The organism is Neisseria subflava (genome assembly GCF_005221305.1).
In the GTDB taxonomy this organism is placed as follows: domain Bacteria; phylum Pseudomonadota; class Gammaproteobacteria; order Burkholderiales; family Neisseriaceae; genus Neisseria; species Neisseria subflava.
Genome location: NZ_CP039887.1, coordinates 361,560 through 380,045 on the forward strand (window position 1 = coordinate 361,560; position 18,486 = coordinate 380,045).

16 protein-coding genes are annotated in these 18,486 nt (G+C 51.8%); 9 read left to right on the forward strand and 7 right to left on the reverse strand.

Going from position 1 to position 18,486, the window contains the following annotated elements:
- Positions 1 to 6: 6 nt before the first annotated feature.
- From FAH66_RS01785 to FAH66_RS01795, 3 genes are all read right to left on the reverse strand, one after another.
- Positions 7 to 168, reverse strand: coding sequence for a hypothetical protein (locus FAH66_RS01785; RefSeq protein WP_003686014.1), 162 nt, complete (start codon positions 166 to 168; stop codon positions 7 to 9).
- Positions 169 to 243: 75 nt separating this feature from the next.
- Positions 244 to 705, reverse strand: coding sequence for a recombination regulator RecX (gene recX, locus FAH66_RS01790; protein WP_137040448.1), 462 nt, complete (start codon positions 703 to 705; stop codon positions 244 to 246).
- Between the two features lie 100 nt (positions 706 to 805).
- Positions 806 to 1,519 carry a phosphoglycolate phosphatase gene (locus FAH66_RS01795; RefSeq protein ID WP_049329866.1) on the reverse strand — a complete coding sequence of 238 codons (714 nt, stop codon included), beginning with the start codon at positions 1,517 to 1,519 and terminating at the stop codon, positions 806 to 808.
- A 420-nt stretch (positions 1,520 to 1,939) separates the two neighbouring features.
- On the opposite strand from FAH66_RS01795, the gene FAH66_RS01800 reads away from it, so the two are divergent.
- The 4 genes from FAH66_RS01800 to FAH66_RS01815 all read left to right on the forward strand — a co-directional run bounded on the left by FAH66_RS01800 (position 1,940) and on the right by FAH66_RS01815 (position 5,603).
- Positions 1,940 to 3,205 (forward strand): Glu/Leu/Phe/Val family dehydrogenase, encoded by a 1,266-nt coding sequence (locus FAH66_RS01800; protein ID WP_003685975.1) that lies wholly within the window; start codon positions 1,940 to 1,942, stop codon positions 3,203 to 3,205.
- 160 nt (positions 3,206 to 3,365) lie between these two features.
- Positions 3,366 to 4,181, forward strand: coding sequence for an FKBP-type peptidyl-prolyl cis-trans isomerase (locus FAH66_RS01805; RefSeq protein WP_137040450.1), 816 nt, complete (start codon positions 3,366 to 3,368; stop codon positions 4,179 to 4,181).
- Between the two features lie 96 nt (positions 4,182 to 4,277).
- Positions 4,278 to 4,904: a phosphoribosylglycinamide formyltransferase gene (gene purN / locus FAH66_RS01810; RefSeq protein WP_049344053.1), complete on the forward strand. Its 627-nt coding sequence runs from the start codon at positions 4,278 to 4,280 to the stop codon at positions 4,902 to 4,904.
- A gap of 30 nt (positions 4,905 to 4,934) precedes the next feature.
- Entirely contained in the window at positions 4,935 to 5,603 is a 669-nt protein-coding gene (locus FAH66_RS01815) for a DUF3108 domain-containing protein (protein WP_137040452.1), read from the forward strand.
- A gap of 57 nt (positions 5,604 to 5,660) precedes the next feature.
- Here FAH66_RS01815 and FAH66_RS01820 read toward each other — a convergent pair whose 3' ends face one another.
- Entirely contained in the window at positions 5,661 to 7,154 is a 1,494-nt protein-coding gene (locus tag FAH66_RS01820; RefSeq protein WP_107858142.1) for an Rne/Rng family ribonuclease, read from the reverse strand.
- 237 nt (positions 7,155 to 7,391) lie between these two features.
- On the opposite strand from FAH66_RS01820, the gene grxC reads away from it, so the two are divergent.
- The 3 genes from grxC to recG all read left to right on the forward strand — a co-directional run bounded on the left by grxC (position 7,392) and on the right by recG (position 10,245).
- Positions 7,392 to 7,649, forward strand: a complete 258-nt coding sequence (gene grxC / locus FAH66_RS01825) for a glutaredoxin 3 (protein WP_049329930.1) — start codon at positions 7,392 to 7,394, stop codon at positions 7,647 to 7,649.
- A 21-nt stretch (positions 7,650 to 7,670) separates the two neighbouring features.
- On the forward strand, positions 7,671 to 8,105 hold the full coding sequence (gene secB, locus FAH66_RS01830) for a protein-export chaperone SecB (RefSeq protein ID WP_003684095.1): 435 nt from the start codon (positions 7,671 to 7,673) through the stop codon (positions 8,103 to 8,105).
- Positions 8,106 to 8,205: 100 nt separating this feature from the next.
- Positions 8,206 to 10,245: an ATP-dependent DNA helicase RecG gene (gene recG / locus FAH66_RS01835; RefSeq protein WP_137040454.1), complete on the forward strand. Its 2,040-nt coding sequence runs from the start codon at positions 8,206 to 8,208 to the stop codon at positions 10,243 to 10,245.
- A 71-nt stretch (positions 10,246 to 10,316) separates the two neighbouring features.
- Here recG and gdhA read toward each other — a convergent pair whose 3' ends face one another.
- Positions 10,317 to 11,651, reverse strand: coding sequence for an NADP-specific glutamate dehydrogenase (gdhA, locus tag FAH66_RS01840; protein ID WP_070584291.1), 1,335 nt, complete (start codon positions 11,649 to 11,651; stop codon positions 10,317 to 10,319).
- 415 nt (positions 11,652 to 12,066) lie between these two features.
- Here gdhA and FAH66_RS01845 point away from each other — a divergent pair, with 415 nt between their 5' ends.
- Entirely contained in the window at positions 12,067 to 12,861 is a 795-nt protein-coding gene (locus FAH66_RS01845; protein WP_137040456.1) for a thymidylate synthase, read from the forward strand.
- Between the two features lie 134 nt (positions 12,862 to 12,995).
- Positions 12,996 to 16,481 (forward strand): chromosome segregation protein SMC, encoded by a 3,486-nt coding sequence (gene smc, locus FAH66_RS01850; protein WP_137040458.1) that lies wholly within the window; start codon positions 12,996 to 12,998, stop codon positions 16,479 to 16,481.
- Between the two features lie 93 nt (positions 16,482 to 16,574).
- On the opposite strand, the gene FAH66_RS01855 is transcribed toward smc, so the two are convergent.
- Both FAH66_RS01855 and FAH66_RS01860 read right to left on the reverse strand, forming a co-directional pair.
- The gene (locus FAH66_RS01855) at positions 16,575 to 17,084 is read right to left on the reverse strand and encodes a cold-shock protein (protein ID WP_137040460.1); all 510 of its coding nucleotides are present in this window, start codon (positions 17,082 to 17,084) and stop codon (positions 16,575 to 16,577) included.
- A 149-nt stretch (positions 17,085 to 17,233) separates the two neighbouring features.
- Positions 17,234 to 18,403 (reverse strand): glycosyltransferase, encoded by a 1,170-nt coding sequence (locus FAH66_RS01860; RefSeq protein ID WP_137040462.1) that lies wholly within the window; start codon positions 18,401 to 18,403, stop codon positions 17,234 to 17,236.
- Between the last annotated feature and the right edge of the window lie 83 nt (positions 18,404 to 18,486).

Here is an 18,486-nt window from a genome sequence, read left to right on the forward strand (position 1 = left end):
TTGGGTTTAACTCAACCAAAAACGGAAAACCAAAAAGAAAACTAAGGCCAAAACGCCGGCCCAAACCAGCAGCATGAATCCGGCTACTGCCTGACCCAAGCGGTAAACAGGATTTTTGCGTTCGTCTTCGATTAGGGGATTAGGTGTATCGTGCGGTTTGTCGGACATGATGAAGCTCTGATTGAATTATTGAATAAAAGCGTAAGGGTACGCCGATAGAAGCAAAGATTCAAGTGGGAATGATTATTGATAGAAGTCTTCGTCTTCATTCCACGCGGTTTTTAAGGCCGTCTGAATGGTGTCGGAGCCAAAGCCGCGATAGGCAAGGAAACGCGCTTGTTTTTGTTTTTCTTTCAAATCTTGAGCTTCTTGCTTGAATTTTTTACGCAAGACGGAAATGGCGGTTTGCAGCTCGTCTTCCCTATCGGGTAAGAACTCCCGACAGTCGTCTGCATTGATACCTTGTTGCGCCAAGGCTTGCTTGAGGCGGAGCGTGCCATAACGGTTGCTCTTGCTGTGAATATAGGCTTCTGCGTAACGTTGGTCGGATTGCCAATTTCGTTCGGCGAATTCGTCCAAAACCTTTTCCAATTCTTCTTCACTTTCAGCGTGTGGGGCCAGTTTGCGTTTCAATCCAACACGGCTGACTTCCTGACGGGAAAGAATATCCAAGGCGCGGGCGCGTAAGGTTTTGGGAGGTTTCATGGGGATATGGAGGGGGAGGGATTTTAACTACATTGAATTACATTTAAGACGGCCTGATTGGGTGAAAGCACCGAAAAGGCCGTCTGAAAATAAAGCCGAATTATTCTTCGTCTTTGTTTTTTTGCGGTTGCAGATTTTCGTAGATTTCAGGCAGGGCGCGAATCAACAAATCAGGTTTGGTCGCTTTGTCTTGAGAGAGCAAGGTCATGTCGCCGTAGCCGAATGTTACGCCGACGCTGAAGCAACCGGCCGCTTTGGCGGCAATAATGTCATTTTTAGAGTCGCCCACCATCAGCATATTGGCAACGTCGATGCCCAAAACTTCGGCCGCATGTTGAAGTGGCAATGGACTGGGTTTTTTCTCGGTCAGGCTGTCGCCGCCAAGAACCAGACTGAAGTAGCCATCGAGATTAAGCTGTTTCAGCAACTCGGCAGCCAGAATTTCATTTTTGTTGGTAATGACAACCAGAGGAATACCCAAGGACTTGAGCAGGCCGAGGCCGGCTTCGGTTTCAGGGTAGGGGCGGGTAAAGTCGCTCAAGTGCTCGCGATAATATTGCATAAAGAACACAAAACCTTTTTCCCAGATTTCAGGATCGGCTTCTTTTTCACGATCATTGGTAATGACGCGATGAACCAACTTGCTGATGCCGTCGCCGACATAAATTTCAACCGTTTGGGTAGGTAAAACAGGTAAATCCAAGTGTGCGCACATGGCTTGGGCTGCTGCGGCCAAATCAGGAACGGAATCACATAAGGTACCGTCCAAATCAAAAGCAACGGCTTGAACGTGTTCTAAAGCAGCAGTGGTCATTGAGTAACTTTCTGTCATATTATTTAAGCGGTTATTCTAACATTATTTGCCTGATTTGCCGATGTTTTGCTGATTCTTTAAGGGATATTTGGTTAAATTGTTAACAATTTTTGCTGGTGTAAGTCTGTCAACCTGTTTGTAATATGGCAAGAATTTTGTCAACAAAAAGGGTGGTTTGGTAGGCATTAAAAAACAAAGGGTTTGTGTGTGTTTTTGAATGATTTGATGAGCATTTATACTAGGCCGTCTGAAAAATTTCCGGCTAGTGTGCCGATATTTTCAGACGGCCTCAAACTAAATTCATATATAAATGAATAGATTTGCTTTTTATCGACTACATGCTATTACATTTTTGTCCGTTTTTGTATATAGTAACGGGTATGGCTCTCGTCTAATCATATGTATGAAAAGGAAAAATACATGTCCGCATCTGCTGTAAAAGAAACGCTGAATCCGTTTGAAATTGCGCAAAAACAAGTGAAAACTGCCTGCGACCGTCTGAATGCCGATCCAGCAGTATTTGAAATCTTGAAAAAGCCGCAACGTGTTTTGGAAGTCAACTTCCCTGTCAAACTCGACAACGGTACAGTAGAAAACTTCACTGGCTACCGTTCACAACACAATAATGCCGTCGGCCCTTACAAAGGCGGCGTGCGTTTCCATCCCAATGTGAATATGGACGAGGTTAAAGCCCTGTCTATCTGGATGACCATCAAATGCTGCGTGGCAGGTATTCCTTATGGCGGCGGTAAAGGCGGTATTACTTTGGATCCGCGTAACTATTCTGAAGCGGAATTGGAACGTATCGCCCGCGCTTATTCCGAAGCTATTTCTCCGCTGATCGGCGAGAAAATCGATATTCCTGCCCCTGACGTGAACACCAACGGCAAAATCATGTCTTGGATGGTTGATGCCTATGAAAACGTGGTGAAACATTCTGCACCGGGTGTGTTCACCGGTAAACCGGTTGAGTTTGGCGGTTCCTTGGCGCGTACCGAAGCCACCGGTTACGGCGTAAACTTCGCTGCCGTCCAAGCTTTGGAAAAACTGGGCAAAGACGTGAAGGGTGCTACTTACGCCATTCAAGGTTTCGGTAACGTGGGCTACCACACCGGTTACTATGCACATAAAGCTGGTGCGAAAATCGTTGCCGTATCTACTGTTGACGTTGCCATCTACAACGAAAACGGCTTGGATATGGAAGCAATCATCAAAGAATTCCAAACCAAAGGTTTCATCACCAATGAGGCCGGCTACGGTAAAGAAATCAGCAATGCCGAACTTTTGGCTTTGGATGTGGATGTACTCGCCCCTTGCGCGCTGGAAAACCAACTGACTTCTGAAAATGCCGGTAAAGTACGCGCGAAAATCGTGGTTGAAGGCGCAAACGGCCCGACCACTCCAGAAGCCGACGTTATTCTGCGTCAAAACGGCGTATTGGTTGTTCCTGATATTTTGGCAAACTGCGGCGGCGTGGTGGTATCCTATTTTGAATGGGTACAAAACCTGCAAGGCTACTACTGGGAGTTTGACGAAGTTCAAGAGAAAGAAACCGTTGTCCTGCGCCGTGCGTTCCGCGATATTTGGAACTTGGCTCAAGAATACGATGTCGACCTGCGTACCGCTTCCTACATGATGAGTATCCGTCGTGTTGAAAAAGCAATGAAACTGCGCGGCTGGTATTAATCGTTTGACCGATAGCTAAGAGTAGGCCGTCTGAAACCTGTTTTCAGACGGCCTTAATGTTTTTGATAAGCGCCTTTACAAATTTTTATCCACCTTGATTCCATTTCATTCAAACTCAGCTATAATCCCCTTTTTTGACCTTTCCAGAAAAGACATAATCATGAACAAAACTTTCAAATTCAGCGCATTGGCTTTGTCTGCTTTGTGGGCACTGACTGCTTGCAACCAAAAAGACACTGCCGCTAAAGACGCCCCTGCTGCTTCCGCAGCTTCAAATGCGGCTGCAGATGCTTCTGCCATCGGTTCTACTGCCCAACAAGCCAGCTACGCGATGGGTGTGGACATCGGCCGTTCATTGAAACAAATGAAAGACCAAGGTACGGAAATCGATTTGAAAGTCTTCACCGAAGCCATGGAAGCCATGTTTGAAGGTAAAGAAGTCAAAATGACTGAAGCCCAAGCTCAGGAAGTGATGATGAAATTCCTGCAAGAGCAACAAGAAAAAGCCACTGCCAAACGTGCTGAAGATGCCAAAGTAAACTTGGAAAAAGGCGAGGCGTTCTTGAAAGAAAACGCGACTAAAGAAGGCGTGAAAACCAGCGCTTCCGGTCTGCAATACAAAATCACCAAAGAAGGCGAAGGCAAAAAACCGACTAAAGACGACATCGTTACCGTTGAATACGAAGGCCGTCTGATTGATGGTACTGTATTTGACAGCAGCAAAAACAGCGGCGGCCCAGTAAGCTTCCCTGTAAGCCAAGTGATTCCAGGTTGGACTGAAGGTATCCAGCTCTTGAAAGAAGGCGGCGAAGCAACATTCTACATCCCTGCCAAATTAGCATATCGTGAAGTTGGTGCCGGCGATAAAATCGGCCCGAACGCTACTTTGGTATTCGACGTGAAACTGGTTAAAGTCGGCGCGCCTGATGCCGCTGCACAACAACCTGTACAAGTTGACGTACAAAAAGTTCAATAATCCGAATCAAGGCTTACGCCCTTAAACAACGGATAAAAGGCCGTCTGAAAAATTCCGTTTCAGACGGCCTTTGTTCCAAACAAACAAGGAATTATGATGAAAAATATCGTCATCCTTATTTCCGGACGCGGCAGCAATATGCAGGCGATTGTGAATGCCGACATTCCCGATGCCAACATTGCAGCCGTATTGAGCAACAGCGAGACCGCTGCCGGATTGGCATGGGCGGCAGAGCGCGGTATTGCCACTGACAGTTTGAACCATAAAAACTTCGACTCGCGTTTAGCATTTGATCAGGCCATGATGGAAAAAATCGATGCCTATCAGCCTGATTTGGTTGTATTGGCGGGCTTTATGCGCATTTTGACTCCGGAATTCTGCGCCCATTATGAAAACCGCCTGATCAATATCCATCCGTCCATCCTGCCTTCTTTCACCGGCTTGCATACCCACGAACGCGCATTGGAAGCAGGTTGCCGAGTGGCAGGCTGCACCATCCATTTCGTGACGCCCGAGCTGGATTGCGGCCCAATTATTTCACAAGGCATTGTTCCTATTTTGGACGGAGATACTGCTGACGACGTTGCCGCACGCGTGTTGACGGTTGAACACCAGCTTTTTCCGCAAGCCGTTGCTGATTTCGTTGCAGGCCGTCTGAAAATCGAAGGCAACCGCGTTTTGAATGCACAACGCAATGCCGCCGGTCAAAGCCTGTTGGCTTAATTAAAACACCATACACACAAGGAAAACATCATGAATCCGATTAAAACAACCTTATTGACACTTTCCCTGCTCACTGCCTCCATCGGTGCACAAGCCGCTGAATTGCCGCAATCCGCCGTTTTGCAATACTCAGGCAGCTACGGTATTCCTGCAACCATGACCTTCACCCGCAGCGGCAGCCAATACAAAATCGTCTCTACCATCAAAGTACCGCTTTACAATATCCGCTTTGAATCCGGCGGCAGCATCGACGGCACAACCTTGAATCCGTCTTACTACAAAGATGTACGCGGCGGTAAATTATATGCTGAGGCCAAATTCTCCGGCGGCAACATCACTTACGGTAAAGCAGGTGATTTGAAAACCGAAAAGTCCGGCCCGGCCATGGACTTGTTTACTTTGGCATGGCAACTGGCCGCCAATGACGTGCGCCTGCCGTCAGGTTTGAAAATTACCAACGGTAAAAAACTGTACACCGTCGGCAGCATGAACAAAATCGGTAGCGAAAGCTATAAACTGAACGGTGGTACAACGCCTGTGAGCAAATATCGCGTCCGCCGTGGCGACGATACCGTTACTTACTCTTTTGCTTCCGATATCGACAATATCCCTGCGCAAATCAGCTATACCGATGACGGCAAAACCTACAACCTGAAACTGACTTCCGTCAAAATCAACGGTAAAGTAGTGAAACCGTAATCTTTATTTGCTCAAACAAGAAGGCCGTCTGAAAAGTTTTCAGACGGCCTTTTATTTTTACAGCAACACAATATCGTATTGTTCCTGCGTGTAGGCGGTTTCGACTGCCAGCGAAATCGGTTTGCCGATAAAGTCTATCAACATTGCCAGCGATTGCGATTCTTCGTCTAGGAACAAGTCGATGACATTCGGAGCGGCCAAAATACGGAAGGCTTGGACATCGTAGCGGCGCGCTTCGCGGACGATTTCGCGTTGGATTTCGTAGCACACGGTTTGCGGCGTTTTCAGACGGCCCCGGCCTTGGCAGGAAGGGCAGGGTTCGCAGAGGATTTGGCTTAAGTTTTCACGCGAGCGTTTGCGGGTCAGTTCAACAAGGCCCAGGCTGGTAAAGCCGTTGAGGGTGACGCGGGTGCGGTCGAAACTCAGGGCTTTGGCAAGCTCTTGCAGGACTGCTTCGCGGTGGACTTCCTGCGCCATATCGATGAAGTCGATGATGATGATGCCGCCGAGATTGCGCAGGCGAAGTTCGCGGGCGATGGTGTGGCAGGCTTCGAGGTTGGTGCGGAAGATGGTTTCATCAAAATTGCGCGCGCCGACAAAGCCGCCGGTGTTGACATCGATGGTAGTCATGGCTTCGGTGGACTCTATGATGAGGTAGCTGCCGAAGTTGAGGTTGACGCGCGGTTGCAGGGCGCGGGCGATTTCCTGCTCGATGTTGTGGGTTTCAAATAGGGGGCGTTCGCCTTTAAACAATTCGATCCTGCCCAATGCACCTTGAACGTATTGTTCGGCAAACTGGGTCATGCGGCGGTGGTTTTCTGTCGAGTCGACCAGGATTTTGTGCGTATCGAGGCTGAACATATCGCGCAATACGCGCAGGCTCAAAGGCAAATCTTGATAGAGGAGGGTTTCGGGCGGCTGAATTTTTGCCTGTTTTTGAATGTGTTCCCACACTTTGGTCAGATAGTTGATGTCTGATTGCAGTTGGTCATCGGAAGCGTTTTCAGCGTTGGTGCGGATGATGTAGCCGTGGCAGGCGTTTTCGGGCAGCAGGTTGTTGAGGCGCTCCCTCAAACTGCTGCGTTCGGCATCGTCTTCAATGCGTTGAGAAATGCCGATGTGGTCTTCTTGCGGAAGATGGACGAGGAAACGGCCGGCCAGTGAGATTTGGGTGGACAGGCGCGCGCCTTTGGTGTTGATGGGGTCTTTGATGACCTGAACCAAGACAGACTGGCCTTCAAAGAGCATGTGTTCGATGCGTTGGGTTTCGTCCGGATTGCGGCGTTGTTCGAGGACATCGACGATATGTAAAAACGCGGCACGTTCCAAGCCGATATCGATGAATGCGCTTTGCATGCCGGGAAGGACGCGTTTGACAACGCCCAAATAAATATTGCCGACCAAGCTGTGGCCGCTGTTGCGCTCGATGTGCAGCTCGCAGATATTGTTCTCTTCTAAAACGGCTACACGTGTTTCTTGCGGCGTAATATTGACGAGGACGGTTTCGGATGGACGCACGGCGTCCTTGGGGATGGGAATTCCTGAAAGCATGGGGATACCTGATTTTGAATAGAAAAACTTTTGCGATGTGTTCTTCTCCACAAAACAAATGGCAAAAGTCATTCTGCGAAAGCGCTTATCATACTTTAATTATGGTTTTTCCGCATCTGCACAAATGTTTATGGCCAAGAGGCCGTCTGAATGTTTTTTACAACCGTACGGCGGGAATACTTGTAAAATAACACCTATGCCCATATAGTCATGAACATTGGTATTTTGGAAGAAATCATGCAAACCGTTACTGTTTATACCGGTCCATATTGCCCGTACTGCACCATGGCGAAAAGGCTGTTGCAGGCGGTGGGTGTGAAAGAAATCAACGAAATCCGCATCGATAGCAATCCGGAAGTTTTTGCCGAAATGCAGCAGCTTTCCGGTCAGCGCAGCGTGCCGCAGATTTTTATCGGCGACACTCATGTCGGTGGCTTTACCGATTTGTACCGCTTGCAGCAGGAAGGCAAGTTGGACGAATTACTGAATCCTTAACCCTTAACTTAGGAAAATAAAATGAGCGAAGAATTGCAACCCGTATTCAGCGTTGAGCGTCTGTATGTAAAAGACTTGTCTTTGGAAGTGCCTCACGCACCACAAATCTTCTTGGAACAAGGCGAGCCTGAAGTGGATATGCGCGTTTCTACCGGCAGCACCAAACTGGAAGACGGCTTCTACAGCGTTGACGTTACCGTGACCGTGACTGCCAAACTGAACGAAGAGCGCACCATGTTCTTGAACGAAGTAACCCAAAGCGGCATCTTCCGTCTGGAAAACATTCCTGAAGAAGACGTACAACTGCTGCTGGGCGTTGCTTGTCCAAACATCCTGTTCCCTTACGCACGCGAAGCCATTTCCAACAGCGTAACCCGCGCCGGCTTCCCACCTGTACTGCTTGCTCCGATCAACTTCGAAGCAATCTACGAAGAACAACAGGGAGCTAACGCTTAATCGCGTTATACCTAAATTAAGGCCGTCTGAAACATTACGTTCAGACGGCCTTTTTGTTTTCGGATAAAATACAGCAAACTTTCAATCAGCTGCCTTTAAGATGACGCCCGAAACCCAAAAACAGCTCAAAATCACCGATGTTTCCGCCAAGAAGCTCGAAAAACTCAACCTCCATACCGCATGGGATTTGGTGTTGCACCTGCCGTTGCGTTATGAGGACGAGACGCACATCATGCCGATTAAGGATGCGCCGATCGGTGTGCCGTGTCAGGTTGAGGGCGAAGTTATCCATCAGGAAGTAACGTTCAAACCGCGCAAGCAGCTGATTGTCCAAATCGCCGACGGTTCCGGTAGTGTCCTTTTTCTGCGCTTCATCCACTTTTACGCCAGCCATCAGAAACAGATGGCGGCCGGCAAACGCATCCGCGCCGTGGGCGAAATCAAACACGGGTTTTACGGCGACGAGATGATTCATCCCAAAATCCGTGATGCCGAGAGCAGCGGTTTGGCGGAAAGCCTCACGCCCGTCTATCCGACCGTAAACGGCTTGAACCAGCCCACTTTGCGCCGCATCATTCAAACGGCGTTGGACGTTACGCCGCTGCACGACACGCTCCCCGATGCCTTATTGGGTCGTCTGAAACTGCCGCACCTCGCCGAAAGCCTGCGCCTTTTGCATTCGCCGCCGCCGAGTTTCACCATCCACCAGCTTTCCGACGGCGCGCTTCCCGCATGGCAGCGGCTCAAATTCGACGAACTTTTGGCGCAACAGTTGTCCATGCGGCTGGCGCGACAGAAGCGTGTCAGCGGCACGGCGGCGGCATTGGGCGGCGACGGCACGCTGACCCAAGCCCTGCGCCACGCCTTGCCGTTTGCCCTGACCGATGCCCAAGAACGAGTCGTGTCCGAAATCCGCCGCGACATGGCGCAAACCCATCCTATGCACCGCCTGCTGCAAGGCGATGTCGGCAGCGGCAAAACCATTGTTGCTGCCTTGTCTGCTTTGAATGCCATTGAATCCGGTGCGCAGGTGGCTGTAATGGCGCCGACCGAAATCCTTGCCGAACAGCATTTCATCAAGTTCAAACAATGGCTCGAACCTTTAGGACTCGAAGTCGTCTGGCTTTCCGGCAGCCAGCGCAAAAAAGCCAAAGACGAAGCCAAAGCCAAACTCGCCGACGGCACCGTCAAAATCGCCGTCGGTACGCACGCCCTGTTTTCAGACGACGTCGAGTTTCAAAATTTAGGCTTGGTGATTGTGGACGAACAACACCGCTTCGGCGTCGCCCAACGCTTCGCCCTCAAAAACAAAGGGCGCGACGTCCACCAGCTGATGATGTCCGCCACGCCCATTCCGCGTACGCTTGCCATGAGTTTTTTCGCCGACTTAGACGTGTCTGTTATCGACGAATTGCCGCCCGGGCGCACCCCGATTAAGACTCGCCTCGTCAACAACGTCCGCCGCGCCGAAGTCGAAGGCTTCGTCCTCAACATCTGCCGCAAAGGGCAGCAGGCATACTGGGTCTGCCCGCTGATTGAAGAAAGCGAAACCCTGCAACTGCAAACCGCTACCAAAACCCTCGAGCAGCTTCAGGCGGCATTGCCCGAACTCAACATCGGCTTGGTACACGGGCGCATGAAAGCCGCTGAAAAAGCCGAAGTCATGGCGGAGTTTGCCGCAGGCCGTCTGAACGTCTTGGTTGCCACCACCGTTATCGAAGTCGGCGTAGATGTGCCCAACGCCGCCCTGATGGTGATCGAACACGCCGAGCGCATGGGCTTGGCGCAGCTGCACCAATTACGCGGGCGGGTAGGGCGCGGCGCGGCGGAAAGCGTGTGCGTCCTCCTGTTTGCCGAACCCTTGAGCGAACTCGCCAAAGCGCGGCTGAAAGTCATCTACGAACACACCGACGGCTTCGAAATCGCCCGCCAAGACCTCAACATCCGCGGCCCCGGCGAATTTCTCGGCGCACGCCAAAGCGGCGTCCCCATGCTGCGTTTCGCCAACCTCGAAGAAGACCTGCACCTCTTGGAACAGGCGCGCGAAATCGCCCCCTTGTTGATTGAGCAAAACCCCGAAATCGTCGAAGCGCATCTGGCAAGGTGGCTTGCCAGCAGGGAAGGGTATTTGGGTGTATAAAATTTGCTTTATAAAGAAAAAGGCCGTCTGAAATATTTCAGACGGCCTTATGATTTGTGTTGATGCGGTTTTTAGAAACCTTGCGCCAACATGGCATCGGCAACTTTGACGAAACCGGCAATGTTCGCACCATTGACGTAGTTCACTTTGTCGCCGACTTTGCCGTATTTCAGGCAGGATTCGTGGATGTTGTGCATGATGTCAAACAGGCGGCTGTCCACTTCTTCGCGTGTCCAAGACAGGCGGATGGCGTTTTGACTCATTTCCAAACCTGAAGTCGCTACGCCGCCGGCGTTGGAGGCTTTGCCTGGAGCGTAGAGGATGCCGGCTTTGATAAATTGTTCGACTGCGCCTAAAGTTGACGGCATGTTCGCACCTTCGGCAACCACATAGCAACCGTTGGCCAGCAAGATTTTGGCAGCGTCTGCGTCCAATTCGTTTTGGGTGGCGCAAGGCAGGGCGACTTCGGCCGCAATGTTCCACGGTTTTTGGTTTTCAAAGTATTGCAGGCCTTGTTCTTTGGCGTAAGTGGCCACGCGTTCGCGGCGTACTTCTTTCAGCTCGATCAAAGCGGCCAATTGCGCTTCGGTCATGCCGCTGTCAGGGAAGAGGACAAAGCCGTTGGAGTCGGAAACGGTCAATACTTTTGCACCCAGTTGGATGGCTTTTTCGGCAGCGTATTGCGCCACGTTGCCGGAGCCGGAAATCAATACGCGTTTGCCTTCGATGCTGTCGTTGCGGGTTTCCAACATAGCTTGGGCAAAATACACGCAGCCGTAGCCGGTGGCTTCAGGGCGAATCAGGCTGCCGCCCCATTCGAGGCCTTTGCCGGTCAGGACGGAAGCAAATTCGTTGCGGATTTTTTTGTATTGGCCGAACAGATAGCCGATTTCGCGGCCGCCTACGCCGATGTCGCCGGCAGGGACGTCGGTGTCGGCGCCGATGTGGCGGTAGAGTTCGGTCATAAAGGCTTGGCAGAAGCGCATTACTTCGGCATCGGATTTGCCTTTAGGATCAAAGTCGGAACCGCCTTTACCGCCGCCCATAGGTAGGGTGGTCAGCGCGTTTTTGAAGACTTGTTCAAAAGCGAGGAATTTCAACACGCCCAAATCGACGGTAGGGTGGAAGCGCAAGCCGCCTTTGTAAGGGCCGATGGCGGAATTCATTTGGATGCGGTAGCCGCGGTTGACTTGGACTTGGCCTTTGTCGTCCATCCAAGTGACGCGGAACATAATCACGCGCTCCGGCTCAACAATGCGCTCAAGCAGGCTTTGTTGGGTGTATTTCGGGTTTTTCGCCAAAAACGGATCCAAACTCATAAACACTTCTTCAACGGCTTGATGAAAGGGTTCTTGGTTGGGGTTGCGTTGTTTGAGATTGGTAAATAGAGTGTTCAGGTCGGTCATTTTTCTACTCCTATTGAGTGAGATATTTCAATATTTATGTTTTGAAATATAGCCGTAAAAATTTTACTTGCCAAGAAAAATTTTGCCTAGATTGTTGACATTATTTTTTTACTAAGTTGTAAAAATGGAATTATATTTTAAATTTAACTAGAAATATTCAAATATATTTTATAAAATAGATTTTATAAAAAATAAAATTCTAATCATTTAAATTGGAGAATACTGAAAAATTTTTTTGTAAAAATTTAATTCAGCTCAAAAATTTCTGTAAATTAGTGCGGAATTGTCAAAATTGTTAATGAGTGTACTACGCGAATATGGGGAAGGTCGCCCCATTGAAGACAGAGAGGCAGGCCGTCTGAAAATTCGGTACAATACACAAGAAATTCCCACAACACATACATTAAGGAAACACATGAAAGCCTATCACGACCTTATGCGCCATGTTCTCGACAATGGCATCGACAAATCCGACCGTACCGGCACCGGCACGCGTTCCGTGTTCGGTTACCAAATGCGTTTTGATTTGAGTGAAGGCTTTCCGCTGTTGACCACCAAAAAACTGCATCTGCGCTCGATTATTCATGAGCTGCTTTGGTTTCTCAAAGGCGATACCAACATCAAATACCTGAAAGATAACAACGTTTCCATTTGGGACGAATGGGCGGATGAAAACGGCAATTTGGGCCCGGTTTACGGCTACCAATGGCGCAGCTGGCCCGCACCCGACGGCCGCCATATCGACCAAATTGCCAATGTGGTTGAACAAATCAAAAAAAATCCCGACTCGCGCCGTCTGATTGTATCGGCATGGAATCCGGCTTTGGTCGACGAAATGGCCTTGCCGCCTTGCCACGCGCTGTTTCAGTTTTACGTTGCCAACGGCAAGCTGTCCTGCCAGCTTTACCAACGCAGCGCCGATATTTTCCTTGGCGTGCCGTTCAATATCGCCAGCTATGCATTGTTGACCATGATGATGGCGCAAGTGTGCGGCTTGGAAGCCGGTGAGTTTATTCATACGTTTGGTGATGCGCATTTGTACAGCAACCATATCGAGCAGGCCCAGCTGCAATTAAGCCGCGATTTCCGAAGCCTGCCGACCATGAAAATCAACCCTGAAATCAAAGACTTATTTGCCTTCAAATTTGAAGACTTCGAGTTGGAAGGCTATGATCCGCATCCGCACATCAAAGCAGCCGTATCGGTGTAATTCAAATTAAAAATAAAAAGGCCGTCTGAAACTTCAGACGGCCTTTTTATTTGATTTGAGTTGTCAGATTTTCTCTCAACGGATAAGCGTATTTCCGTTAAAATACGCCTTCTTTTCCAATTCGAAACATTGCCATGCGTCTTACCCACATCAAACTCTCCGGCTTCAAATCTTTTACCGACCCGACCACGATTCATGTGCCGGGGCAGCTTGTTGCGGTTATCGGGCCGAACGGCTGCGGCAAGTCGAATGTGATTGACGCGGTGCGCTGGGTGTTGGGCGAGGCTTCGGCGAAGCAGCTTCGCGGCGAGAGTATGCAGGACGTGATTTTTAACGGTGCGGCGACGCGCCGTCCTGCGCCGAGGGCTTCGGTGGAGCTGGTGTTTGACAACAGCGACCACAGTTTGCAGGGCGCATGGGGGCAGTATGCCGAGGTGAGCATCAAGCGGCAGCTGACGCGTCAGGGCGAATCGACTTATTTCATCAACAATCAGACCGTGCGCCGCCGCGACATTACCGATTTGTTTTTGGGTACGGGCGTGGGCGCGCGCGGTTATGCCGTTATCGAGCAGGGGATGATTTCGCGCATCATCGAAGCGCGGCCGGAGGAGTTGCGCGCCTATATCGAGGAGGCGGCGGGCGTGTCCAAATACAAGGAACGCCGCAAGGAGACGGAAGGCCGTCTGAAAGACACGCGCGAGCATTTGCAGCGTTTGGGCGATTTGCAGAACGAATTGGCGCGTCAGGTGGAAAAGCTGGAAAAACAAGCGGAAACCGCCGAACGCTACAAATCCCTGACCGCGCAGTTAAACCGCCAGCAGGATTTGCTCGATTACGCCCAATGGCAGCAATCGCTTGCCGCCGCCGACAAGGCGACCGCGCAGCATCAGTCTTTGCAGGCGCAGCAAGACGAAACCGCCGCTCAGGTTCAGGCGTTAAACGACGAAGTACACGCCTTGCAGACCGCCGAGCAGTCGCAGCAGCAGGCGGTACACGAATTGAGCAACAAACGCGGCGTGTTGCGCGAGCAGATTGCCCGTTTGGAAGAACAAATCCGCCATCAGCAAAACCTGCACCAACGCATCGAACGCGACAAACAGGCGGCGCAGGCGCAGATGCAGCGCATCCATCAGGAGCAGCAGCAAATCCGTGTGCAGCTTGAAGAAAACGAGTTGCAGGCCGAAGAGAAGCAAACCGAATTGGCGGAATGGGCGATGCAGGTTGCCGAACACGAAGAGCGTCTGCCCGAATTGGAAGAAGCCCAAGCCACGCTCAACGCCGCCTTCCAAACCCAGCAGGACGAGGCAAACCGTATCCGCCGCGAACTGGCGTTGAAGCAGCAGCAGCTTGCCCATGCCGAACAAACCGTTGCCAAGCACGAAGAGCGCAAAGGTCGTCTGAAACAGGAAAACCAAGCCCTGAACCTGCCCGACGAAGCCGAAACCGCCGCCGCGCAGGAAGCCGCCGCCTTGTTGCAAAGCCAGCAAGAGCATTACGAAGAACAAATCATTGCCGCCGAAGAAGCCTTACACGCCGCACGCGAGGCGTTTCAGACGGCCTCAAACCGCTTCCAAAGCCTGAAGCAGCAACACATCACCTTGCAGGCGCAGCAGCAGGCGTTGTCGCAAATCCTGTCGCAACAGCAGGAAGCCGCCGACTTCTGGCAGGCAACCGACCACGCTGCCGCGCCGCAACTGTGGCAACACATCACCGCCCCCGCCGAGTGGCAACACGCTTTGTCCGTCATCCTTGCCGAACGCCTGCACGCCCGTAGCGTGCCGTCTGGCTTCGTTCCCCCCGTGCCGTTGCCGCAAGGGCAGGCGGCATGGCTTTCAGACGACCTCTCCGGCGGCATCAAAAAATCCCTGCCCGTACAGGCATTGCTGAACCAAATCCAAGCGCAGCCGCCGTTTCAGACGGCATTGCACCACTGGCTCGACGGCGTATTGTGTGCGCCCGATTTGAGTTACGCTCTCGCGCATCAAAGCGATTTGGGCGCGCATCAAATCTGGCTCACGCCCGAAGGCCATCAGGTCGATAAAGTCAGCGTCCTGCTCTATGCCAAACCTGCGCAGGAAAGCCTGATTGCCCAAAAAGCCCGTCTCGACGGCATCGCGTCCGAACTGGAAAACCTCGCCCCCGAACTTTCCGCCGCCGAAGCCGCGTTCAAACAGGCCGAGGCTGCCGTGCGCTCGTCTGAAACGCAGCACAAAAACCTGATGCAGCAGCAACAGCAGCACACGCGCCAATACAGCCAGGCGCAGCAACGCGCCGCCGAACTCTTGGCACGCACCAACCAAGGGCAAATCCGCCGCGAACACATCGCTCGCGAACTGGCGCAGTTGGCGGAAGAGCAGACCGTGTTGCAACACACGTCCGACGGTCTTTCAGACGACATCGTTACTTTGCAGGAAGCCGCCGCCGAACTCGAACACCAGCAGCAAACCACCGCGCACAGCCGCCAAGAGCAGCAAGGTCGTCTGAAACAGGCGCAGCTTGCCCTGTTGGAAGCCAACCGCCAATACGGGCTTGCCGAAGTCGCCGTCCACAAGCTCAACCAGCAAAAACAAAACTACCAGCAGCAAATCGCACGGCTCGAACAGCAAACCCTGGACTGGCAGGAACGCCAGCAAGAGCTTGCCCTCGCCTATGAAACCGAGTTCCAAAACGACGAGCAGCACATCAAGCTCGACGAGCTGACCGAAGCCGTACACACGCTGGACGAAGAATACATCGCCGTGCAGGAAAAACTCGCGCAGATTCAGGAACAGGGCAGGGAGCAATACGCCCGCGTACAAACCCTGCAAATCAAGCTGCCGCAGCTTCAGGCCGCCACCCAAACCGCCCTGTTGCAGCAGCAGGAAGCCCTGATCAACGCCAAACGCTACCATCAAAACCTGACCGAACGCGCTGCCGATCTGGATGCGCTCGAAGCGTTGGCGAAAGAATCGCCGAAAGTATTGAACAGCAGCATCGGCAGCCTTACCCAGCAAATCGAAGCACTCGGCGCCGTCAACCTCGCCGCCCTGCAAGAACTCGAAGAAGCGCGCGAACGCGACGGCTACTACCGCAGCCAGAGCGAAGACGTACAGGCAGCCATTACCCTTTTGGAAGAAGCCATCGCCCAAATCGACGACAAAACCAAAGCGCGCTTCAAAGAAACCTTCGACGCCGTCAACGGCAAAGTCCAAACCTTCTTCCCGACCCTGTTCGGCGGCGGCGAAGCCACCCTCAAAATGATAGGCGACGACCTCCTGACTGCCGGCGTGTCCATCATGGCGCGCCCGCCCGGCAAGAAAAACAGCACCATCCACCTCCTCTCCGGCGGCGAAAAAGCCCTCACCGCCATGAGCCTCGTGTTCGCCTTGTTCAGCCTCAACCCCGCCCCCTTCTGCCTTCTGGACGAAGTCGACGCCCCGCTGGACGACGCCAACACCTCGCGTTTCTGCAACCTGGTCAAAGAAATGTCGGCGCAAACCCAGTTCCTCTACATCTCCCACAACCGCCTGACCATGGAAATGGCAGAGCAGCTCGTCGGCGTAACCATGCAGGAAAAAGGCGTCTCACGCGTCGTCGCCGTGGACATCAAGCAGGCGTTGGAAATGGCGGAACCGAATTGAGGTAAGAACAAAGGCCGTCTGAAAGAATGAGGAAGAAATCTATAATTTCATCTTCCCATTTTTTCAGACGGCCTTTTTGTATTGGATAAAGTGTTATTGTTTTGAAGTATTATCTTTGGCGCGTTGAGGCTGCCCCGAGCGTTGGTTGCTGCGGTTGACGGCATCACGCCATGCTTTGCGTTCCGCTTCGATTTTCGCGGCTACTTCGTGAACCATGGTTTCTTGTTTTTTGATGGCCGGCTCTTCCGGTGTGTTATCGGAAAAGTGGAGGCCGTACCACAAGGTGGCGAAAATGCCGCAGACGAAGATAACGGCAATCAGGCCGATGATGGCTTGTTTGCCGGCGAGGGGTTTTTCAGGGGGCGGGACGAGGACATCAAAGCAGTCGGCGCAATCGAGGGCGAAGCAGACGTTTTCGGCTTCTTTGCGGCCGCGTCGGCCTTCTGTGATGTTGAAGGAGATGTGCTGCCCTTCGGCCGGAAGGCGGGTAAGGGTGGTGAAGGCGGCAAGGGCAAGAAAGATTTCTTGGCCTGTGTCTTCTATGGTAGCGGCGCCGAAGCCGCGCTTGCTGTTCCAGCGAGTAATCGTTCCGTAATAGCGCATAATGTATGTGGGGATATTATTATAGGTAACAGTTTTTCTTTGGACTGATTTTAAATCAAAAAGTTTGGTTATTGTCTTAATTTTACACTAGATTTGTCTTGTTGAAGCAGGCCGTCTGAAGGATTTCAGACGGCCTGTATGGTTTATGCCTACTTATTAAGCACTTTTTGGAAGGTGTTGATCAGGTGTTGCGCAATGGCACGGCTGCCGAATTGTTGCAGGCAATCTTGGCGTAAACGGACGGGATCGTAGTTGGCATGGTTTTCGTAGAGGGTGAGCAATGCTTTGGTCAGCTCCGGTATGTTTTCAATTGGCACCAGCAGGCCGTTGTCGGAAGTGACGATGGATTCGGGGCCGCCGCAACGTGTGGCGATAACGGGCAAACCTTGCGACAGTGCTTCGATATAGACGACGCCGAAGGTCTCGGTACGGCTGGCGAGGACGAATGCGTTGCTGTGGCGCATGAGGTCTAGGGTTTGGTCGGTGGTCAATGCGCCGGTAAAGGTAACGGCGTGGTTGATACCTAAGTCGCTAGCCAGTTGTTTCAGACGGCCTTCTTCTGCGCCGCCGCCGCCGATTTTGAGTTTGAGCTGCGGATAGGTTTTGAGTGCTTCGGCAAAAGCAGGTAGGAGCAGGTCGTGGCCTTTAAGGTGGCGCAGGTGGGAGACGCTGCAGAAGGTGAAGTCTTGATTGTTTTTTTCGGGGAACTCGAAATCCTGTTCAAAATTGCCGCCCAGCATATTGGGCAGGTATTGCCAGTCTGTACCGGCGTAGGTTTTTTCGAGAATACGGCAGAAATCACGGCTGACGGCGAACCGTGCCGCGCTGTGGCGCACGGCTTCGTGCATGGACGGCCATTGGTTTTTGCGGACAAGGCCGCGTGAAATGGCGCTGCTGTGTTCGGTAATCACATAGGGAACGCCGTATTTTTTGAAGATGGCGCAGGCCAAAATGCCGGCGTAGTTGACGCAGTGGGCATGAATTACGTCGGGTTTGCCGTTGTCAGCGATATAGGCTTCAAAAGCTTTCATGCCTGCGTTGACCCAGCGGATGCGGTCGATGTCGACAACCGGGCAGCGTGGGAAGAAATACATGCTGTCGTAGGCGTAAGTGTTGAGTCCGCCTTGCTGATGGCGGCGCAGGCCGTAGAAGCGCGAGAAGATGGTTTTCGGCTGGCTTCTCAAGTAGCGGAACATGGGCACGACCATGCCGATTTTCATGCCTTCGCGTTGCAGGGCTTGGGCTTGGAGACGGAAAAAGATTCCGTCCACGTCGGTTTCGGAAGAAGGATACCAAGAGGGGATAACGACAATATGCATGATGTGTTTTTTATGGAAGTAGGTAACGGCGAGGCCGTCTGAAAAGAAAAGATATCTTTCAGACGGCCTTTTGTATATTTAGT